Consider the following 22,118-nt stretch of genomic DNA (forward strand, 5'->3'; position numbering starts at 1 on the left):
CAGTCGCGGCATTGATGTTCCATGCGCTTGTAATTGTCAGGAAACCCCGACACCTAACGGAATGAGGTACATGCCGACTTCATCATCCTGTTTGATTACGACCTCCACGTCATAGACCGTCTGGATCAGTTCAGATGTAACGACCTCTGTAGGTGGGCCGTTCGCTATAATACGCCCTTCCTTCATGGCAATCATCACATCGCTATACCGAATAGCCTGATTGATATCATGCAGCACCATCACGATTGTCAGTCCATGTTCCTGGTTTAACTGCCGAATGAGCTCTAAAATTTCAAGCTGGTAGTACATATCCAAATAGGTGGTCGGCTCATCCAAAAATAAAATTGGCGTCCGCTGTGCCAAGGCCATTGCAATCCATACACGCTGCCGTTCTCCTCCTGAGAGCTGATCCAACGTGCGAGTTCTACGTTCGTTCAGGTTAGTACAGGCTATTGCCCACTCAATCGCCTCCTCATCCTCGTCACGCCTCGCTGTGAACATGTTCTTATGCGGCAACCTGCCGAAGCTTACGAGCTTTTCTACTGTCAAGTCGGAAGGTGCCTCGTTCTGCTGATGGACTACCGCCAGTTGACGGGCCAGCTCCTTGGGCTTGTAGTGGGCTATCTCCTTGCCGTCCAGAATCACCTGGCCCAATCGGGGAACAGCATTGTTGGACATCACGCTGAGCAGCGTTGATTTGCCGCATCCGTTGGGACCGATAATGGTAGTGATCCGTCCCGACTCAATAACAGCATTAATAGCATGCAGACGATCTGTTTTCCGATCATAAGAGAAGGTTATATCCTTAATGTCCATAGGTGCGATCCGCCTTTCTGATCAGGAATATCAGGAACGGCCCGCCAATGACGGCCATAATAATAGAAGCCGGGATTTCATTGGGAGCAAGCACTGTCCGCCCCAGTGTATCCGCGAGCAGCAGCAGCAAGCCGCCGCATAAGGCGGAAAATGGAATCAACCACTTATGATCCGAGCCAACTAGGTAGCGGGCACAATGCGGAACGAGCAGACCGATAAAGGCAATCACTCCCGCGATGGCTGTAGCCGTTGCTGCAAGCAGCACTGCAATCACAGAAATCAAAAGTCGTGCACGCGTTACATTGAATCCCAGATTTTTAGCTGTTTTATCTTGAAGGGACAAGAAATTGCACCAAGAGAACACGAGCATGGCTAAAATTAGTCCAATCCCGCCATAGGTCACAATAACCTCGACATCTACCCATTTTTTCATAGACAAGGTTGAAGTGGTAACCTGATTAATGCTAGTGACTGCATAACTGCCTCGATAGTTAAACGACTGACCTAGGCCGGAAAAAATGGCGTTCACAGCCACCCCGATCAGAATGAGACGAATCGGATGCAAGCCAGATTTCCATGAAAAACCATAAACCATTAGACAGGCTAACGCACCGCCAATAAATGAAAAGAACGGCATCCAGAAATAAAGCGCAGGAAAGACCGTCACCGCAATCAGCGAGATCAAAGCCGCTCCCGAAGAAATGCCGATAACCCCAGCATCCGCCAGCGGATTTTTCATGACGGCTTGCAGCAAAACACCCGCTACTGCAAGTGCTGCACCTGCCATTACGGACACGAAAATTCTCGGTAGTCTCAGGTCCTTGACCACATTCACCTGATCATCTGTACCTGTCCACAATCCGGTCATCAACTGACTCAAATCCACCTTGAGACTGCCTGTCATCGCTGAATACAGCATGACGCCAACGAGCAAGACAATTACAACAATAAGGCTCCATACTTTTTTGGACATGTCATCAGCTTCCTTTAATTCGAAGGATACAGCATTTTCATCAGCTCATCCAGTGCCGAGTTTGCCGCTAAATTCCCTGTTGTGCCAAACAACGGTTCAGGCAGATCATAGACATGCCCATTTTTCACAGCGTTGAAATGCTTCCAGATATCGTTAGTTTTGAACTCTTCATCGAACATTTTCACTACTTCATCCGGCATCCCGTGTGCAGCGCGCAAAATGATATCGGGGTTGGATTGCTGCAAGGCTTCGGTATTGTGGGCAATGAACTCCACCTTCTCGCCCTGAACCACATTGGTTCCGCCTGCAATTTTAACCAGATCCCCAATATAGGAATGCTCGGTAGCCACCAGATAGCTTCCTGGTACTCCCAGCAAAATCAATACTTTAGGGGATTTCTTCCCTTGGATTTTTTGTTGAATCTCAGCTACTTTGGCATCCAAAGCTCCATTAATCTCTTTGGCCTTATCGGCTTTGCCAAACGTGTCTCCCAGCTTTTGAATTTCTTTTTGCATATTCGCGAGACTTTCAAAATTCAAAAATTCGGCATTAATTTTCAAATCTTTAAATTTAGGCTCCAGATCATATTTCAGTGTCGTCACCGACAGTACGTCCGTCGGCTTCAATGACATCACTTTTTCCATATCAGGACTCATCGGATTACCCACATCAGGCACATCCTTGTAACGGTCAGGCAGCACTTTCGTGCTTGTCGGCTTGCCTGCCAAATCCAGACCCAGCGCATCCGTAATTTCCGCAATAGCTACCGTAGTTGCCACAATACGAGAAGCTTGAGCTTTACCATCAGACGACTTTTCGGTTGCATTAGATGTTGCCGCTGATTTCGAACCATCGCTCTGATTCTGTCCAGCCTGTGCTCCTCCCGAACATCCAGCCAGCAACAAGATCACGATGCCGATTAACATATACAAACAAAACGATTTTCCTTGAGTCAATGCTATATACCGTTTCATGAAAATCCAGTCACCTCAATTCAAAATATAGAACAACATTAGGAACCCCAACTTTTCGGGTATCCGGATTTTGCAAAATTCGATTCAGTCGCTCCAAAGTGCAATATATAGACGAATTAGACCATTTCGATCTACATATTGTTCATTAGAAGTCGCTTATTGGATTTTTGCAAATTCCTCGGGTATGTAAATGCTGACAAGTCTTGATGCCGGGGCACCAAGACTTGCTCGCATACAAACTTTGCTGTTATTCAGACTACATTGATTATCACAACCTGAGGCTACTTCGCTTTTAGGCTTTCTTCATCAAATTGGAACTGAACTGTATACCAGTGATCATACGGCACTCCGCCAAGAACCAAACCAGGCACAATGACGTGTGTGTAAGCACCAATTTTCTGAGACAAGTCCCCTACCTCGAATTGAACGACACGTGTATCGCCGGATGTCGAGATTACTTCCACATCTTTCAGGGTACCGTTTTGCTCTACTTGGAGAGCTGGCATCCAGGAACTATTTTTCAAAGTAATTTGAATATAGCGCTTGTCTCCCTTTTCAATCAGTGTAGCTGGCTTGTCGAGATAACCGTCCATAACGGAAGCTTCACTCGTTTTGTCTTTAAATACGTTGTAATTAATCGTGTATTGCTTCTCAGGAGCCATTTGAACCGGTTGCTCAACTACTGGTTTTGTTTCAGCCACAGGTGTGGTCGTTTCTGCTGCCTTGTCCGTAGAGGCCGCTGTCGGTTCAGTAGCGGTTTCGGTTGCAGTTGTAGCTGCATTGACTCCCTCACCTTTAAGCGATGCACGGTCAAATTGAATCTGTCCGCCGAATTTCTCATTTAGAATGTATTTCTCAGGCAGATATACCTGTGTGTACACACTCAACTTTTTATCCAGATCAGGCACTTCGAACGCAATAGTGTGCGTATCACCTTTGGTGTCCGAACCCATAATCGTCGGATTGGCATAACGGCCTTCAAAATCCGTTTGGAATAGCTTCAAAGCCTGGTTGTCCGTAACGGTTACATGGGCCTGAACCTTACCATTTTTCACAATCAATTTCGCTAGATTTTGTACAAAAGGAGCCGCTAGAGAATCCTTGTCCGTTCCGTTCGCAAGCACACGGAAGTTCGCAGTGTACTCTCCATCCGCTAAGTTGTTTTTCCCTTTTTCTGCTTCAGCCGACTTCTTGTCGTTGTAATAAGCTACATTACTGGTATCGAATTTAAATTCAAAATCGTATACCTTCTCTACCCGATCCTCAGTCTTAAAGACCATCGGAGTGGAACTTGCCACTTTAGGGGCTTCATAGACAACCAGTTGGCCTTTTACATTGTTTTTAAAGTCATTCACGCTAAAACGAACGTGCTTCGTATTGCTTGTTGCATCTTCCTGTGTCACTTCTGCGTCTCGGTAGTCCCCGCTTGCGTTGTCCCAAATGCGCAGCGCCTTCACTTCATTACTGTTTTGCAGCTTCAGACCTACAAACCGTTTGTCGCCTTCCACGACCAATTGCGCCGATTCGTCAGTGATGAAGCGTTGAGCCGGAGAATCCACTCCTGTGGAACCATCAGACAAAACGATACTGAATTTCAAAGCATATTTACCATTGGCAAGCTTGTCGAAATCCAATTTAACAATGGGATCAGCTGCACCCGAAGAGGAAGGCTCGACAAAGCTGCGAATGGTAGCAGGCTCGAATTGATACTGCACATCATATACGTGGTCATAAGGGATGCCACCCAAATCCAATCCAGGTACGATGACATGCGTATTTACTGTCACTTTATCCGACAGATTGGGTACTTCGAATTGTACTGTTCTTGTATCTGCGGAGCTCGATTGATCGACAACCTGAGCCTCTGCACCATTTACTTTGAACGTTTTAATCCAACTGCTCTTGTCCATTTTGATCTGAATCACATTTTTACCGGACTGTCTTAACAGCGTGGCTGGTTTCTGCATATAGCCATCCATCACAGATATTTCATTGCTTCCATTTTTGAGTACGGAGAAATCAATGCTGTATCTGCCGTTTTCAGTCACGGGAGTTGTGCCGCCGTCTGTTCCTTTTACCGCAATGCTGCTGCGGTCAAATTGAAGACGAAGCTTATGATCCATCTCATAAACCCCACCTGGATAGGTCGTGCTCACATGTACCTGTGCATTCATAATAGCGTCCAAATCGGCCACTTTGAATTTCACAACACGTGTGTCCGCTTTCTTGTCCACGCTTACGATATCTGCATCTGTTAACGTTCCGTTTTGTTCTGTTTTGAACTCCGTCACTGTGGCGCTGTCTTTGATCGTGAAGGAAGCTTCATACTTGCCTTTTGATACCGTCAGTGTTGCCGGAGATAATAAATATTGCGCCATTGCCGATTTTTGATCTTTTGTTGCGTGCAATGCATTGAACTGGATCGAATACGTTCCATCAGCTAAAACTTTTCCAGGCGTACCTGGCGTCCCAGGATCAACCGGGGATGTTGCATTAGTGATGCTACTCTTATCAAATTGCAGACGAAGTTTATGATCCATCTCATAAACCCCACCTGGATAGGTCGTGCTCACATGTACTTGTGCATTCAAAATAGCGTCCAAATCCGCTACTTTGAATTTCACAACACGTGTATTAGCATTCTTGTCCTCACTTACAATATCCGCATCCGTTAACGTTCCGTTTTGTTCTGTTTTGAACTCCGTTACTGTGGTGCTGTCTTTAATGGTAAAGGAAACTTCTTTTTGCCCTTTCGATACCGTCAAAGTCGCTGGAGACAACAGATATTGTGCCATGGCTGACGCTTGATCTTTTGTGGCATGCAGTGCGTTAAAGTTAATCGAGTACGTTCCATCCGCCAAATCTGATGGTGCGGGTACAGAAGCCAGCTGAAGATCTACATTATAAGTATGCACGTAGCCCAGCTCAGGCCAGTTGATGCTTACCCATGCGCTTAACTTAGCAGGTATTTCTTTAACCTCGAATTCAATAACTCGTGTATTCGCAGTTTTGTCTTCACTTACTGTAGCAACATTAGTTAATAGTCCATTTTGTTCTACCTTAAAGCCATCAATTTGCTTACTGTTTTTCAATGTAAAACGTACATACTTCTTGCCATTACGTTCAATCAAAGCGCCTGGTTTCTCTGTATAACCATCCATCATTGACTTTTCACTTGAACCGTCTTTTAACAGCGTGAAGTCCAGATTTGACGTTACTGGAGATGAACCGTTGTCCGTTCCCGAGATACTGTTTTTATCGAACTGAAGACGAAGTCTATGATCCATTTCATAAACCCCACCTGGATAGGTCGTGCTCACATGTACTTGTGCATTTAAAATGGCGTCCAAATCCGCTACTTTGAATTTCACAACACGCGTATTGGCTGTCTTGTCCTCACTTACAATATCCGCATCTGTTAACGTTCCGTTTTGTTCTGTTTTGAACTCCGTTACTGTGGTGCTGTCTTTAATGGTAAAGGAAACTTCTTTTTGCCCCTTCGATACCGTCAAAGTCGCTGGAGACAACAGATATTGTGCCATGGCTGACGATTGATCTTTTGTGGCATGCAGCGCGTTAAAGTTAATCGAGTACGTTCCATCCGCCAAATCTGATGGTACGGGTACAGAGGCCAGCTGAAGATCTACATTATAAGTATTCACGTAGCCCAGCTCAGGCCAGTTGATGCTCACCCATGCGTTGAGCTTGGCAGGCAGATCTTTTACTTCAAACTCGATCATTCGTGTATTCGCAGTTTGATCTTCACTTACAACAGAGGTGTCGGTTAACACTCCATTTTGCTCTACCTTGAAACCATCAATCTGCTTACTGTTCTTTAATGTAAATTGGACATATCGTTTACCACCACGCTCAATTAGAGAGCCTGGTTTCTCCGTATACCCATCCATCATTGACTTTTCATTGCTTTCATCTTTCAAAAGGGTAAAGTCCAAATCAGCGAGTTTCTCTCCTGTATTAGGAGGCGTTACCGGTGGTGTTACAGGTGGAACCGTTGGATTCTCCGTTGAGTTTTTAAGTCTCAAACTGGAAGGATCAAACTCAATCCATTCCTTCACTGAACGGTCTGGATCGGTATCTACATACCATGGAGAACTGCTATTAAATCCAAACTCCGTATTTACATTTTGATGAAAGTCATAAACATCGAAGCTTACAGTCCCGGAAGTTTTCCCAGAATCCACCTCTATTTTTGCGGGAACTGTTTCCCCGTTTTGTTCAACTAAAAATTTCGAAAGACCTTGAGATTCCGCAAACTTAAATGAAAAATGGTATTTTCCATCCTTAATGATCAAATCTCCAGGATAGGTATAGTTTGTTTTGAAGCTTGAATCCCTAGTGCTACCGCTGACTGTCTTTCTTAAAGGTTTGTAATCAATCAGGTATTCTCCATCTGCATAGGTCGCATCAGTAGTGGTCACAGCATTGGTAGGCTCAGCATATGTGCTGGGCACTTCTACCGGAATCTCATAAGTAGCATAAGTAGCACTAGTGACTGTAGTGCTTAAATCGGGCAAATTCGACGAAGTGGACTCATCCTCAGGTGTTGCTCCTACGTACGGTGAAAATAAAGAAAACAACATTAAAACAGCAGCAAATGTCGTTATAAATTTGTTAAATCGGCTTTTCAAGGTGATGTATCCCCCTACTTAAAATATACTCATTTGGAACTTTGAAACTAAGCTCCAAATGAGTATTCAATTCAAAATTATATTTTCAAAAAGAAGTCTTAGATATCGCTGTCGTCGAATTGGAATTGAACCACATAGTCGTGATCGTACGGAATACCACCAGTGTATTCTGCAGGCACACTTACATGCAGTTTAACGTTCAATTTTTGAGACGGGCTAGTTACAGGGAATTCGACTATTCTTGTATCCCCTGATGTGCTTACTACAGTCGCATTCACATACTGACCGCTTTGTTGAGTTTTGAATTCAGTAACCCAAGCACTTTTGGTAATAGCTACTCTCACTTTATATTGACCATTCGTAACAATCAGTGTGGCTGGTTTTTTCACATAACCATTTGTATCCATGTAGGATGGCTGAGTGGTTCCATCTTTATAAACGGTATAAGGCAATTGATACGTTCCATTAGGCAAAGCCGCATTCGCTTTATTGGCAGAAAATGGAGCTAGTACCACAAAAACAAGCGCTGTCATCAGTACAGTAAGCATTACTTTTTTCAAAGACAATTTTTCCATACGATTCATAATCATGTTCATGTTTTTAATCTCCTTTTACGTTTTATTTTGGATTAGATTTCGTCGAACTGCAGTTGTACATCGTACTTGCCTGTGTAGCCGATTACTGGAATTGTGATCTCAGCGTAAGCATTCACTTTTGCATTCAGATCAGCAACTTCGAATTCCACTACACGAGTGTTGCTAGCAGTATCTGTGCTTACTACAGTCGCATCTTGCAGTACGCCATTTTGCTCTACTTTGAACGTTGTAATCAGATTGCTGCTTTTCACAGTCAGACGAACGACATTTTTGCCATTAGCTACCGTAACCTGAGCAGGCTTCGTCAGGTAGCTATCCAATCGAGAAGTTTCATTGGTTTGATCCTTCAAAACAGTATAGTCTACGTTATACGTGCCGTCGGCTGCTGCCGCTTTAGCTGAGAATGGAGCAACGAGTGCAAAAACAAGCGCTGTCATGATCAATGCTACAAATACCTTCTTAAAAGAAAATTGCTCAAAGCGATTCATTACCATATTCATATCTACACACACTCCTCAATTTTTTATGCTTGAATTTATGTTGATTTTATGAACGATAAAGATAACTTGAATTTACTTCTTGGAAGATTTAGTTGATTTCGCTGGCTGAACGGCTGTTACTTTTTTGACGCTTTTGGAATCAAAAGCGAAGCGGATCGTATAGTCATGATCGTAGTTATACGCAGGGACAGTAACATGAATTTTAGAGATTAGCGGGCTGTTCACACTCGTAATTGGAAATTGTACGGTGCGGGTATCGGTTTTGGCATCCTTATGGATGACCTTTGTATCGATGATTTTGCCTTTGTAATCTACTTTAAACCCAGTTGTCCATTCGCTATGATTCAGCTTAATTTGCATGGTCATTTGACCTTTTTTTACATACAACTTAGCTGGTTTTTCAAAATAATCATTAGCCATGGACACCGAATCATTTTCTGCCTTGAGGATATTGTATTTGAGCGTGTATGTACCATCCGCCAATTTTGGAGAAGCCGCAGCGGCTACTACAGATGACGAAGTTGGCCAAAAGCTCAGCACACTCACCAGCAGAAACACAGCAATAATTGCAGAATACCCCTTCTTCATTATGACAGCAGTCCCTCCCCACGAGAATTTAAGTAATTGATTATCATTCTCAATTGATAATTAAAAAAAATAGCTCTTTTTGAGCCGTGTCTTCCCACCTTTCTATTCCAGAATTTCGCAAAATAAAGTAAACCCATCACCAATATATCTTACACTTTTCGAAAATGTCAATATGTATTTGCATGTACATAACCCCTTGATATATGCTATTTTTTAAGAAAAATTTGTAGTTCCTTCTTCTATAATTCGAATATATCCCTTTTGTTTTTAGTTCAAAATTTATTTAAAAATTTGCTTTTTTCAATTGACAATCCCCAGTGATATTCATTATCATTCTCTTATACATAAATGAAAATGATTATCATTATTGTTTAACTCAAAATTGCAGGAGGAATAACATGAAATCTTATGTGTTGTGGTCGTCCGCAGCGCTTTTATTGGCAGTTACCGGATGTAGTAATGGTGCCTCGACCGCAGATCACAAACCAACCAGTGCATCCGTATCTGCCACTTCTGGCACGACAAGCAGTGCGGTGATTCAAGTTACTGATTTTTCTAAACGGACGTTAGCGTTTCAAAAGGTCCCTCAACATATCATTGCGCTCAGCAATGGCGATCTGGATATCATATACGCATTGGGTGGAACTGCCGTGGGCAGGCCCAACTCCAATGGACCTGCCATCGTACCTGCTGCTGAGAACGTTCAGCAAGTAGGCTCCACTCATGAAGTCGATCTGGAGAAAATTACGATGCTCAAACCGGATGTCGTGCTAGGCAATTATCCTATGAATGAAAAAGACATTCCAGCCATTGAAGGAGTCGGTTCGCAGCTGCTACTGACGGGAGCCAATTCAGTTCACGATATTCAGTCGCAAATTACGCTGTTCGGACAATTACTGCAAAAGCAGGCTCAGGCCGTGAAGCTGAACCAGCAAATTGACCAACAAGTAGCTAAGCTGCAAAAGGAAACCGCTTCTGCCTCCAAACCGAAGGTGTTGCTAGTCTACGGAGCCCCGGCTACGTATATGGCGGCACTGCCGAATTCACTAAGCGGAAACATTCTGGAAGCTGCAGGTGGCTCCAACATCGCCGCTGATTTTCCGGGCCTGCAAAATTTCCCACAATACGCGCAGCTGAACACAGAACGCATCATACAGGCTGACCCTGACTACATCTTCATCATGACCCATGGCAATACGGAAGATGTTAAAGCCGCATTTATAAAAGAAATGCAGGAAAATGCAGCTTGGAACGGAATCCGAGCAGTCAAAAACAATCAGGTCGAGGTTTTACCTTCAGACCTGTTCGGTACGAATCCGGGCACACGTGTCACTAAAGCGCTGGATTTGATGCATCAAAAGCTGTATCCGGCGAAATAGGTGATGGAGATGAACAAACTACAGCGCGCCAGAAGACGCACCATCGCCTGGATTACCCTTCCGATTCTACTGCTGGCCGTCTCTGTGTACGGTCTGGCCTACGGTTCGGTGTCGATTCCACTTCAAGAAATCAATCATGTTTTGCTACATAATGATGATTCTACATATCGCACGATCCTGATGGATCTCCGGCTACCCAGAGTATTAGTAGGTTTACTCGTAGGAGCTTGTCTTGCAGCTTCCGGAGCACTTCTTCAAGGTGTTATGAAAAATCCATTGGCTGACCCTGGCATTATTGGTGTATCGGCTGGAGGTGGACTTGCCGCCGTCATTACGATGGTGATGCTTCCACAGCTCAGCTACCTTCTTCCGATAACCGCCTTTTTGGGAGCCTTTCTGAGCGCAATCGTCATTTATCTGCTGGCTTGGGACCGAGGGGCATCGCCTGTTAAAATTGTGCTCGCTGGCGTTGCGATCAACGCGCTGCTGGGCGCACTCACCAACGGCGTAATGGTCATGTACAGCGACCGCGTACAGGCCGTTCTTCCTTGGCTATCCGGCGGATTAAACGGAAGAAGTTGGCATCATCTAGAGTTCATGGCTCCTTACGCCATCATTGGATTAATCGCCTCTTTCTTTGCGATTAAACCTGCTAATCTACTGCTGCTGGGCGACGATTCAGCACAGCTGCTGGGCCAGCGAGTAGAGCTTCAACGCATGCTCATTATCCTGCTTTCTGCCCTGCTTGCCGGTACAGCAGTCAGTGTAGCCGGGTTGATCGGCTTTGTAGGACTGGTCGTTCCCCATGTCATACGGCTGCTGATCGGGGGAGATTATCGTTTCCTCCTTCCCCTTTCCATTGTGGGCGGCGGAACGCTGGTTGTTCTCGCAGATACGGTGGCGCGATCCTGGTTTGACCCGATTGAACTGCCTGTAGGTATTTTGCTGGCCGTCATCGGGGCACCGTTCTTCTTAATCCTGCTCAAGAAACGGGGGAATTTTGGATGACAGCCATTCAGGGTGAGCATATCTCCATACAACGTGGGTATTTCAAGCTGGACGATGTGAATATCACCTTGCCCGCTGGTCAGCTCACCGCGATCGTCGGACCGAACGGTTCAGGCAAGTCCACGCTTTTGCGGATCATGACCCGGCTGCTCAAGCAGGATCAGGGTCAGGTTTCCGTCCTCGGCAAGCCCGTGCAGGAATACAAGCGGCGTGATTTTGCCCAGACGATTACAATGCTACCGCAAATGAAGGATATGCTGCCGTTATTGACGGTCCGCGAGCTGGTCGCTTACGGAAGATCTCCTCATGCCAAGGGCTTGAGGGTACGCCATACCGGACAGGACCAGCAAATCGTGGACCATGTCATGAAGATCACGGGCATCCAGCCCTATGCAGATCGGATGTTCCATACTCTATCGGGAGGTGAACAACAAAAAGCACGAATTGCAATGGCCTTGGCCCAACAAACGGATATTCTTTTGCTCGATGAACCGACCACTTTTCTGGATATCGCCCACCAATTTGAAGTTATGGATATGCTGCGGCGTATCAATCACGAGTCCGGCTTGACGATTGTTATGGTACTGCATGATTTGCAGCAAGCTGCGGCCTATTGTCATCATATGATTGCGCTTAAAAAGGGACGAATCGCCGTTGCCGGCGAACCCCGTGAGATTTTGACGTCTGCTTTTCTTCGCGACATTTATGAAATGAACGCTACCATCAAATTTGAGAATGGCTATCCGGTTATTATACCGACCATACCACATCATTCAGGAGGAATTTAATATGGTTATCGTTACAAATACATCTAAAATCACACCGGGCAATGCACATCTACTCATCGAAAGATTTAACAAAGAAGGAAAAGTTGAAAAAATGGAAGGTTTTCTCGGTCTAGAAGTGCTGCTGACTGAAAACACGAAGGATTATGAGGAAGTAACGATCAGTACACGCTGGAAAGAAAAGGAGAACTTCCAAGGCTGGACGAAAAGCGAAGCATTCCGCGAATCCCATAGCCACCGTCAAATTCCGGACTATATTATTGAAAATAAAATCACGTTCTATGAAGTTAAAATCGTTCGTCATCCCATCGCCAACAGCGATTCCTCTTTGGCGAGTGATACGGAAGCAGTTTAATCCTGCATCACAGCCTAAAAACAAAAAAAGCGACTCCGCAGACAATATCAATTGTCCGCAGAGTCGCTTTTTCTATAAGGATTATGTCGAATTCCTCAGATTGTAGTTGAGCAGCGACGTCCAATTTTCAGCGTCTCTCCGTGCCCCAGAACATGAATGCGTTCCTTCGCAATACCCATACGCTCACGCTCCGCTTCGAGACGATCCAGCGCCTCTCTTGGCGTATCATCCGCAAGCTTGAAGGCTCCGTAGTGCATCGGAATCATCTGATCTGCGCCGCAATCTACAAACCCTTGCAATGCCTCCTCCGGTGTCACATGCTGCGAGGTCATGAACCATTCCGGTTCATACGCACCAATCGGCATAAAGGTCAGGTCAATGGCAAAGCGTTCGCCAATCTCCTTAAACCCACGAAAATATCCAGTGTCTCCCACAAAATACAACGTCGGTGTATGCTCTGAATCTGTATTCGAATGAGGATGAGGTTCCGTGACGGACGTGGCAGAGCCAATCACCTGCTGCTCATTTTGCAGAACGTATCCCCCCCAATGCGAAGTGTTCGTATCAAACGGCGTGCGTCGTGTCCAATGCTGGGCTGGAACAAACGTAAATCGCACCCCTCCTACCGTAAAATGCTCCCACCATTGCAGCTCATGACAGTTACGAAAACCTTTGCGGATCATTTTCGCCTTTAACCCCGTGGGTACGAGCATCAGCGTATCTGCACGATATAATTTCCGCAACGATTCTAAATGTAAATGATCATAATGTGAATGAGACAGCAGAATGATGTCCAGTGGTGGTACATCCTGAATACGAATGCCGGGCGGAGCCAACCTTTTATCAAAAGCCATACGCTCTGCCCATACCGGATCGGTGACGATATTCAGCCCATGATACTGGATGAAAAAGGTGGAATGTCCCACCCAGGTCGCTGTCGCCATCTCCCGATTGCTATGCAGAAATTCCAGCTCCGGGGGATGGTTCGGCACAACGAACGTATAATCCTTGATTTTGCTGCGTCGCTCCTGCCGCCATTGTCTGAATTGCTTGATTGTTTTATCGGTATTTACATGATCCATATTGTTAAAACGAACTTTGGGCATGATGCAGCTCCCTCCCTGATGAACCCGTTCTCCAAAAAACGCAGCGGTTCAATTTAACTATATATTGTCACTCGAGTGTGAACATAAAATGATGCAACATCCTGATATATGTAAAGTATAATTCAATCACGTCTGTAAAGGAAATTCTGCGATAATACAGCAAAAACAGACCTCCCGAATCAATCAGGAAGGCCTGTTCCACCTGTTGTTGTCAGTCTTGTGGATTTTTAAAGCGTGCCGAATAAATAAACAAAAACACAATCGCCACGACAATAATGATAGGTGACTCGTACATAATCGTAAAATGCTCGAAAGCAGCCACTCTAACTCACCCTTTCTTCCCTTCATGTCCGCGCACATATTTTGCATCGAACAGAAACAATCTTAATATCAGGATTAGCGAAGGGATCAGCACCAGCAGACCCGCAACAAACGCCGTAATCAATGCATACGCCATCGTAGAATTTGTAAAGCTGTCGTAGACATTAATGTAGGGATACAGAACATACGGGAGATGCGAGCGGCCGTAGCCATACCAGGCAAATGCAAATTGTAGCATCACCAATATGAATGAAACCCCCAGATGCCGCCGCTGCCATACCAGATACACTGCTCCCGCAAAGCATATGAAGGATGCAACAAACATCCAGGCTATGTTCAGCATATTGGTAAAATGATCTGGATTTTGTTTGTTAATCTGAAAAAATGCGAGCAGACTCGCCAAAATCGTAGGAGCACTCCAGAGCAACGCGTACCCTCGTACGATTTCGAAAGCAACCTTGTCCCCTGCCCTTTTGGCATAAAAGGACAAAAACATCGCCGAGATATACAATACACTCACCAGCGCCAGAATAATAACCGCCCACGTGTAGGGGTTGCTTAATAGCTGGCCCCATTGCAGATGAACACCTGTGCTGTTTTCTACAATAATGCCGCCTTCCGAAATGGCGAGAACCGTGGATAGTGCCGCCGGAATCAGCAACCCTGTCGCACCGTATAACGCCATGTAGACGATATTATTTTTACCGGAATGCCCATACGTATTGTATGCATAATACACTCCTCGGATGGCAAGAAGCACAATCGCAATACTACCGGGAACGAGTAACGCCGTACCATAGTAATATGCCGCATCCGGGAAGAACCCGTTTAATCCCACCACAAAAAAGATGAGAAATACGTTTGTTACCTCCCACACCGGGGACAGATACCGTTGAATGATATTGTGGATTTTGTTCTGGTGGCCTGTTAACACACTGTAAAAGCTGAAAAACCCTGCACCAAAATCAATGGATGCCACAAGCAAATATCCGAACAGGAACGTCCACAAAATGGCGATACCTACAATCTCATAGCTCACTTGCCTTCAGCCCCTTCCAGGCCCAGCTGCCTTATCTCTTCTACCGCATCCTTATTGCGGAATAGCTTGCTGAGTACCTTAATGGCCGAGAAACACAACACCAGATACAAAATAACAAACAGCACCAGCATCCACCCGACACTCGTAGAAGTGGTCGCTGCTTCGGAGACTTTCATATATCCGCGTAAAATCCACGGCTGTCTACCGACCTCCGCAAACATCCATCCGAGTTCAATAGCTACCATCGCCATCGGCCCCACCAAAATGAGCGCCAACAGCAGCCATCTGGGGTATGGTTTGCGACCTGGCAAACGCTTGCGGATCAGATATAGCAGCGGAATGACGAGAATCAGCACCCCTGTGGTGATTTTGAGGTCAAACATATAATGAATAGACAGTGGCGGACGCTCATCTACGGGATAATCATTTAAGCCCTTGACCTCCGTACTGGGCAGGTTCCCGGCCAACACACTAAGTGCATAAGGCACTTTCAGCGCATACTTGATTTCACCGTTCTTATCCATATATCCGCCATATACGAAGGGCGCGTGCGTCATCGTATCAAAATGCCATTCGGCGGCGGCCAGCTTCTCTGGCTGATATTTGGCCAGAAATTTACCGGATGCATCTCCAATCATCACGGTACTGATGGCAAACACAATGGTACAGGTGGCAGTCAGCTTCAGCGCCTTTTTGAAATAAGGGTGATTACGTCCCCTCAGCATGCTGTAAGCCGCCAGTCCCATCAGCACCCCAGCGCTCAATGTATACGAAGAAGCCAGTACATGAGAAACTTTAGTCGGGGTAGCCGGATTTAGCATGGCCTGGATGGGATGAATATCAGTCATGACTCCATTTTTGAGTGTAAAACCTTGAGGTTGGTTCATGAACGAGTTCACAGTCGTAATAAAAACCGCTGATGCAGATGAGGCAATCGCTACCGGGATGAGCAGCATCAGGTGAAAATATTTGCTTTTAAACCGATCCCAGGTATACAAGTAGATGCCCAGGAATATAGCTTCGATGAAAAAAGCAAACGTCTCCAAAAACAGAGGCAGCGCAATCGCTTGTCCAGCCACCCGCATAAAGGTGGGCCAAAGCAAGCTGAGCTGTAGACCAATGGAGGTGCCTGTAACGACACCCACGGCAACGGTAATGACAAACCCTCGCGCCCACCGTCGGGCCAGCAGTGTATAATGCGGATCACCGGTTCGCAGCCCACGCCATTCTGCTAGTGCAATCATTAAGGGTACGCCAACGCCGATGGATGCAAATACGATATGAACAAACAGGGTAATTCCGGTCAGCATCCGGCTTAGCAATACAGGGTCCAATGAAGACAAATGGGTTTCACTCCTTCATTTCACATTTTAAACATCGCAGATCACTCTGGATTACCAACTAAGGAGTCAAGCGAGCTATGCTTTTAATTACGGCATATAGCATGATGGCCGCAATTACTATACATACAATAATGAGCGTTCTTTCCTGCTTGCGGAACATAGGAACGCCTCCTTCACTTATCTATTGGCGCATTTTGGTAACCTATTCACAGTTTGGTTCATTCTATCGAGTTTTAACCCTGCTTCTGCATTGAATGTAGCAGTATTTCTTTTTAGATATTGTTTTATGCATTTCAATACGCTATATTGATATATAGTTAGATAGCCTAATTATATGAAAAGAGTGAATGTATGCCACCAAAACAAAGTAAGCGGGACACCGTCCAGCAACCTCTTCCCCGTCTGGGTCCAGAACCTTATCTGGAGTTAATGGATCAAACTGCCCTTGCAGGAACGGATCGAAAACTTGCCCGCATGGGTCTCTTCTTGCTATGGACGAGCGATAACGTGCTCGACGCGATCGATCTAGATCTATCTGCTTACGGCCTCACAGAGAGTAAGCTCGATCTGTTGTTGCTGTTGACACTGCACCAATCTCAGGCTCAGATGAGCCCCTCTATGATTGCCGACCGTCTAGGAATCCGGCGTGCATCTGTTACATCCCTCCTGGACTGGACAGAGCAACGAGGATGGATTATCAGAGAACATAATTCTACAGATCGACGCAAAATTCATGTACGCATTACAGAAGCGGGGACTCATCTTGTACAGCAGGTGCTCCCTGTATTTTGGTCTTCCTGTGCTTCTCTAGCGAGTATTTTGGAGCCAGAGGAGCAGGTCGTTTTTTCGCGGATTATAGAAAAAATCCATCATCATATGGAAGGCAGATTGGGGGTGGGCAGATAAATTTTTTTAAACATATAATTAGGTTGTCTAATATATTTAATTGCGCGTATCAACAAGCTGCTTATTTTATGATCAAGGAGTGTTCAATTGATGAGTAAATTACGAACCAATCATACCGTTATACAGAAAGAAAATGTGGCTCTCCCTTATGCATGGATGACTGTAATCCTATGCTGGTCAGCGGTTGCCGTTATGTCCAGCCTGTATGTGACGATCCCTTTGGTCCCTCTTTTTGCTAAAGTGTTTGGAAAAACGCTTGCTGAAGCAGCCCTGCCGGGCAGTATCTTTTCCTTAGGCTTTGCGGCGGGATGTCTTGTTTATGGTGGATTGTCTGACCGCTTTGGACGAAAGCAGGTTATCGTCACCGGACTGCTCGCATTAACGATTATTTCGTTATCCCTCAGCTTAACCAGTCAGTATTCTGTATTAGTTACACTGCGCTTGCTTCAGGGTTTAGCTGCGGCCACCTTTTCTCCCGTTGCTCTTGCATACGCTGTCGATATGTTCCCGACCGAAAAACGGGTAACGGCTATCGGCTTTATCAGCACCGGTTTTCTAGTAGCAGGTATCGCTGGTCAGGTATTTAGTATTGTCATTAGCGAGCAAATGGGGTGGAATACGGTATTTCGGATGTTAGGCATTTTATATGCAATTACCTTCCTAATCGTCCTTTTTTTCCTTCCTAAAACCCCCTCTCCTCAACGAGGTGTTCGCATTTGGTCAGCTTTCAGTCAGTTAGGGACCGTTCTGCGCTCGTATCCTTTATGGTTAAGCTATACGGTTGCTTTTGTTCTCCTGATGTCCTTTGTGAGCATGTATACGGTTTTGGGTAGCTATCTTGGCGGCCCTGAATTTGGCCTGAATAGCCGACAGATGCTTTATGTCAGATCCGCTGGTATCATCGGCATGCTCCTTTCACCATTCGCCGGAAAGTTAGCCCAGAAATACGGTGTGCACCTTATATTACGTACAGCTCTTATTCTTTCCATTCTGAGTTTGGCGCTGATGGGAATGACACACACTCTTATGACTATCGTGGTGTTGAGTGTATGCTTTGTCAGCGGCATTGCCCTGAGTGTTCCTTCACTCATAGCAATCGTCGGCCAGCTCGGCGGTGCAGCGAGGGCTATAGCTGTCTCACTATATACCTTCATCCTGTTTGCCGGTACAAGTCTAGCTCCTGTGCTTTCCATTCGCTTGATGGATAATGGCGGTAATCAGACGACTACATTTATGCTGCTGGCAGCTGTTCTGTCTCTAGGCTTTATCGCCTCCCTGCTCATTCCCAGCCACCAGAACGATCCGCTGAAGCGGAATGCATAGACAGCATCGAACTATAAACCGAACTTAAAAGCTACCTATAGCGCCACTGCGCAGTCGGATGGTGCTTTTCATCGCGACCGCTACGCTTGTACAGCACCATTCCACCTACTCCGTTTTCATGTTAATTTTTCGAGTTCGGCTTATATAGCATCCTGTTTTTATTAAAAAAACCTCCATATTCATCAGCCATGTTTACGTGAGTTGGTGTGAGATATGTCATTGTGTTTTCCTCATAAACACGAACTTCTCTTTGGAGACATTCGCAGAATGAGTTACAATACAGATAAGCTATATATGGAGAACTTTTGAACAGGAGGCTGTACTGAGCTATGAAAATAACATCTATCGAGCCAACTCCCAGTCCGAACACCATGATGCTGCATCTGGATGAGCGACTGGAAGCGGGTATCCGCAGAACATATACACGGGACAATGAGCGTTCCGCTCCTCCATTTATCCGGCGCATGCTGGGCATTGAAGGGGTCAAAAGCGTGTTTCACACGACCGACTTTGTAGCCCTTGACCGCAAAGGGAATGCAGACTGGTCCACTATTTTGGGTCAAGTCCGGGATCGGCTAGGCGAGGAAGGCGCTGACGCCAATTGGGATTTGCCAGAGGAAACCTCTGGAGAGGCATTTGGCGAGGCACAGGTTTTTGTGCAATTATTTCGCGGCATTCCTATGCAAATTCGAGTCAAGGCGGGGCAGCAGGAGGAACGAATTTCCTTGTCCGACCGCTTTGTGCAAGCCGTTACCCGTGTAGCGAGTGCAACGCTGATTAAGGAACGCAAGCTGAGTGATTACGGCGTCCGCTATGGTGAACTACCGGACATTGCACGCGAGGTCGAGCAGGAATTGGAGGCAGCCTTTCCGCAAGAGCGGCTGGAGCAGATTATCCAACAGGCGATTGCCCACGGCGCAAACAACAGCGAATTCGTAGAGGAACGCCGCGAGTGGAGCGATGCTGAGCTGGGGCAGGCCCTGCAGCACGAGGATTGGCGCACACGCTACGCTGCTCTGGATCGGCTGGAACCGACGCCCGAGCATTTGCCGCTAATCCGGCAAGCGCTGCATGACGACAAAATGCAGCTGCGGCGGCTGGGCGTCGTCTATCTGGGCGATATTCGCTCACCGGAGGCGATGGATCTGCTAGCCGAGGCACTGCGCGATCCTTCAGCGGCAGTACGCCGCACCGCAGGCGACACGTTGTCGGACATCGGCGACCCGGTCGCTACCAGCGCAATGATCGGAGCCCTGTCGGATAGCAGCAAGTTGGTGCGCTGGCGGGCGGCACGTTTTTTATACGAGGTTGGAACCGAGGATGCGCGTGATGCGCTGGAGAAGGCCGTCGATGATCCCGAATTTGAGGTTAGTCTACAGGCTAAAATGGCGCTGGAGCGCATCGAATCAGGCGAACAAGCCGCGGGAACGGTTTGGCAGCAGATGGCCAAGCGGAACTCTTAATTTAAGATTCTACGAGTGATTTTCAAAAAATTGTCGATTGTCAGAAGATGTACAGGTACGATATACTGTAGTTCGCTATACAATAAAATATCATGTCATACACCTCATCAACCCTGTTTTATGATGAGGTAGAGGTCGCGGATGTAATCAGTACACCGGAGGAGACGATAAGAGCCGTCTGAGATTCCAGTGGAAAGGTACACCCGCCGAAGTATGCGGAGCTGACTCTTTGTAAATACTCCGAATGCTGGGGCTGCTAACCGAAAGGAGCAGAACTGTCACACGCTGTCCTAACACAGACACGTGTGTTGAGCTATCTTGTTATAGAAGAAGGTATGGTGCGGAATGCATAGACAAGACCGCAGGCGTATTCCCTGCGGTTTTTTGATTTATATACTCCCCCTCCTTCTGGCTCTTGCCCTGACATGAAATACAATTTCATGAAGGAGTGTTTGAACGTGCAACACAAAGCAACACCTGACGCAACCTTGCGTAAAAGTCTCAAAGCCCGCCATATGACGATGATCGCCCTCGGCGGCTCTATCGGAACAGGTCTGTTCCTCGCCAGTGGAGGCGCGGTTGCCGAAGCTGGACCCGGTGGTGCCCTGCTGGCTTATGCAGCAGTTGGTCTCATGGTCTACTTCCTTATGACCAGCCTCGGTGAGTTGGCTACATTTATGCCTGAATCTGGCTCTTTTAACACCTATGCAGGTCGCTTCGTCGATCCGGCTTTTGGTTTCGCCATGGGCTGGAACTTCTGGTACAACTGGGCAGTGACGATTGCTGCCGAATTGGCAGCAGCGACCGTGCTCATCAAATACTGGTTCCCGGAAAGCCACTCTGCCTGGTGGAGCCTGTTATTCCTAGCCGTAATCTTCGCGCTCAACGCGTTGACCGTCAAAGGCTACGGTGAGTCTGAATACTGGTTCGCCATGATTAAAATTGTGACCGTCGTCATCTTTTTGACTGTAGGTGTGCTGATGATCTTTGGCATTATGGGTGGTCCTGCGATCGGCTTTGCCAACTTCACGGTAGGAGACGCCCCATTCCATGGCGGATTCTTTGCTGTATTGGGCGTATTCATGGCAGCGGGCTTTTCCTTTCAGGGAACGGAGCTGATTGGGGTAGCCGCTGGAGAGAGCGAAAATCCGCGTGAAAATGTGCCGCGCGCCATCCGTCAAATCTTTTGGCGCATCCTGTTCTTTTATATTCTGGCGATTCTCGTGATTGGATTGATCATTCCGTACACCAATCCGAATCTGCTGCGGGGAGATATCAGTGACATCGGGGTCAGCCCGTTCACGCTCGTATTTGAAAAAGCAGGGCTTGCGATTGCTGCTTCTGTTATGAACGCCGTTATTCTGACTTCCGTATTGTCGGCAGGTAACTCGGGTATGTACGCGGCAACTCGGGTACTGTACGCTTTGGCACGGGAAGGTAAAGCCCCGCGTTTTCTCGGACATATCAATAGACGCGGCATTCCTATGAACGCGCTGCTGATCACGACCGCTGTCGGTATGCTGGCCTTTCTCGCCTCTCTGTATGGAGACGGTGTAGTCTATAACTGGCTGCTGAATGCCTCCGGAATGTGTGGATTTATTACGTGGGTCGGGATTGCGGTCAGCCATTATCGTTTCCGCCGTGCCTTTACTGCACAGGGTCACAGTCTAAGTGAGCTGCCATACAAAGCCCGCTGGTTCCCGTTTGGGCCGTTGTTCGCCTTCGCTCTGTGTATCATTGTCATTATCGGGCAAGGGGCGGATGCCTTCACCGGACAGGAGATTGACTGGAAAACGATGATCGCTACGTACATGAGTGTGCCGCTGTTCCTTCTGCTGTGGCTCGGCTACAAATGGACCAAACGTACTAAAATCGTTCCATTAAAAGAATGTGATTTGAGTCCGGATGCTTCTTCGGATAAATAATAGAAAACAGTAAAAAAAGCCCGTCTCCACATATCAGGGAAAACACGCTGGTAAACCTGGTCCAAGACC

General features: G+C 46.5%; 19 protein-coding genes and 1 riboswitch. Of the genes, 8 read left to right on the top strand and 11 right to left on the bottom strand.

Annotated elements, in window-relative coordinates:
- Positions 1–36: 36 nt before the first annotated feature.
- The 7 genes from JOE49_RS01255 to isdC form a co-directional block, all read right to left on the bottom strand.
- Positions 37–816 carry an ABC transporter ATP-binding protein gene (locus JOE49_RS01255; RefSeq protein ID WP_023990285.1) on the bottom strand — a complete coding sequence of 260 codons (780 nt, stop codon included), beginning with the start codon at positions 814–816 and terminating at the stop codon, positions 37–39.
- Positions 806–1,789 carry a FecCD family ABC transporter permease gene (locus tag JOE49_RS01260; protein ID WP_028541843.1) on the bottom strand — a complete coding sequence of 328 codons (984 nt, stop codon included), beginning with the start codon at positions 1,787–1,789 and terminating at the stop codon, positions 806–808. Before JOE49_RS01260 ends, JOE49_RS01255 begins: the two co-directional genes overlap by 11 nt.
- A gap of 14 nt (positions 1,790–1,803) precedes the next feature.
- A complete protein-coding gene (gene isdE, locus JOE49_RS01265; protein ID WP_209940440.1) occupies positions 1,804–2,763 on the bottom strand; it encodes a heme ABC transporter substrate-binding protein IsdE in 960 nt (319 codons plus the stop codon).
- 281 nt (positions 2,764–3,044) lie between these two features.
- A complete protein-coding gene (locus JOE49_RS01270; RefSeq protein WP_209940441.1) occupies positions 3,045–7,412 on the bottom strand; it encodes an NEAT domain-containing protein in 4,368 nt (1,455 codons plus the stop codon).
- 98 nt (positions 7,413–7,510) lie between these two features.
- Positions 7,511–8,008, bottom strand: a complete 498-nt coding sequence (locus JOE49_RS01275; protein ID WP_209940442.1) for an NEAT domain-containing protein — start codon at positions 8,006–8,008, stop codon at positions 7,511–7,513.
- Positions 8,009–8,040: 32 nt separating this feature from the next.
- The gene (locus tag JOE49_RS01280; RefSeq protein WP_029519187.1) at positions 8,041–8,508 is read right to left on the bottom strand and encodes an NEAT domain-containing protein; all 468 of its coding nucleotides are present in this window, start codon (positions 8,506–8,508) and stop codon (positions 8,041–8,043) included.
- Positions 8,509–8,580: 72 nt separating this feature from the next.
- The gene (gene isdC, locus JOE49_RS01285; protein WP_053326093.1) at positions 8,581–9,096 is read right to left on the bottom strand and encodes a heme uptake protein IsdC; all 516 of its coding nucleotides are present in this window, start codon (positions 9,094–9,096) and stop codon (positions 8,581–8,583) included.
- A 398-nt stretch (positions 9,097–9,494) separates the two neighbouring features.
- Between isdC and JOE49_RS01290 the strand changes: the two genes are divergently transcribed.
- The 4 genes from JOE49_RS01290 to isdG are packed head-to-tail and all read left to right on the top strand — an operon-like array spanning position 9,495 to position 12,623.
- The gene (locus JOE49_RS01290) at positions 9,495–10,475 is read left to right on the top strand and encodes an ABC transporter substrate-binding protein (protein ID WP_209940443.1); all 981 of its coding nucleotides are present in this window, start codon (positions 9,495–9,497) and stop codon (positions 10,473–10,475) included.
- A 9-nt stretch (positions 10,476–10,484) separates the two neighbouring features.
- The gene (locus tag JOE49_RS01295) at positions 10,485–11,483 is read left to right on the top strand and encodes a FecCD family ABC transporter permease (protein ID WP_202404027.1); all 999 of its coding nucleotides are present in this window, start codon (positions 10,485–10,487) and stop codon (positions 11,481–11,483) included.
- Positions 11,480–12,271 carry an ABC transporter ATP-binding protein gene (locus JOE49_RS01300; RefSeq protein WP_110455567.1) on the top strand — a complete coding sequence of 264 codons (792 nt, stop codon included), beginning with the start codon at positions 11,480–11,482 and terminating at the stop codon, positions 12,269–12,271. The genes JOE49_RS01295 and JOE49_RS01300 overlap by 4 nt, the downstream gene beginning before the upstream one ends.
- Position 12,272: 1 nt before the next feature.
- A complete protein-coding gene (gene isdG, locus JOE49_RS01305) occupies positions 12,273–12,623 on the top strand; it encodes a heme oxygenase (protein WP_023990297.1) in 351 nt (116 codons plus the stop codon).
- A gap of 95 nt (positions 12,624–12,718) precedes the next feature.
- Here the strand turns inward: isdG and JOE49_RS01310 are convergent, their stop codons facing one another.
- From JOE49_RS01310 to JOE49_RS01320, 4 genes are all read right to left on the bottom strand, one after another.
- Complete coding sequence (locus JOE49_RS01310) at positions 12,719–13,729, bottom strand: MBL fold metallo-hydrolase (protein ID WP_160788951.1); 1,011 nt, start codon at positions 13,727–13,729, stop codon at positions 12,719–12,721.
- Positions 13,730–13,940: 211 nt separating this feature from the next.
- On the bottom strand, positions 13,941–14,051 hold the full coding sequence (gene cydS / locus JOE49_RS26880) for a cytochrome bd oxidase small subunit CydS family protein (protein WP_007432143.1): 111 nt from the start codon (positions 14,049–14,051) through the stop codon (positions 13,941–13,943).
- 6 nt (positions 14,052–14,057) lie between these two features.
- On the bottom strand, positions 14,058–15,089 hold the full coding sequence (locus tag JOE49_RS01315) for a cytochrome d ubiquinol oxidase subunit II (RefSeq protein ID WP_023990300.1): 1,032 nt from the start codon (positions 15,087–15,089) through the stop codon (positions 14,058–14,060).
- On the bottom strand, positions 15,086–16,432 hold the full coding sequence (locus tag JOE49_RS01320; RefSeq protein ID WP_023990301.1) for a cytochrome ubiquinol oxidase subunit I: 1,347 nt from the start codon (positions 16,430–16,432) through the stop codon (positions 15,086–15,088). The genes JOE49_RS01315 and JOE49_RS01320 overlap by 4 nt, the downstream gene beginning before the upstream one ends.
- A gap of 351 nt (positions 16,433–16,783) precedes the next feature.
- On the opposite strand from JOE49_RS01320, the gene JOE49_RS01325 reads away from it, so the two are divergent.
- The 4 genes from JOE49_RS01325 (at position 16,784) to JOE49_RS01340 (ending at position 22,049) form a co-directional block, all read left to right on the top strand.
- Complete coding sequence (locus tag JOE49_RS01325; protein ID WP_069080526.1) at positions 16,784–17,338, top strand: MarR family winged helix-turn-helix transcriptional regulator; 555 nt, start codon at positions 16,784–16,786, stop codon at positions 17,336–17,338.
- Between the two features lie 90 nt (positions 17,339–17,428).
- A complete protein-coding gene (locus JOE49_RS01330; protein ID WP_069080525.1) occupies positions 17,429–18,661 on the top strand; it encodes an MFS transporter in 1,233 nt (410 codons plus the stop codon).
- A 329-nt stretch (positions 18,662–18,990) separates the two neighbouring features.
- On the top strand, positions 18,991–20,124 hold the full coding sequence (locus JOE49_RS01335) for a virulence factor (protein WP_071558247.1): 1,134 nt from the start codon (positions 18,991–18,993) through the stop codon (positions 20,122–20,124).
- A gap of 121 nt (positions 20,125–20,245) precedes the next feature.
- Positions 20,246–20,448, top strand: a riboswitch (Lysine riboswitch).
- A gap of 134 nt (positions 20,449–20,582) precedes the next feature.
- Positions 20,583–22,049, top strand: a complete 1,467-nt coding sequence (locus JOE49_RS01340; RefSeq protein ID WP_023990305.1) for an amino acid permease — start codon at positions 20,583–20,585, stop codon at positions 22,047–22,049.
- The last annotated feature ends 69 nt before the right edge of the window (positions 22,050–22,118 follow it).

The sequence above is a fragment of the Paenibacillus sp. PvR133 genome (assembly GCF_017833155.1).
Taxonomy (GTDB): domain Bacteria; phylum Bacillota; class Bacilli; order Paenibacillales; family Paenibacillaceae; genus Paenibacillus; species Paenibacillus polymyxa_B.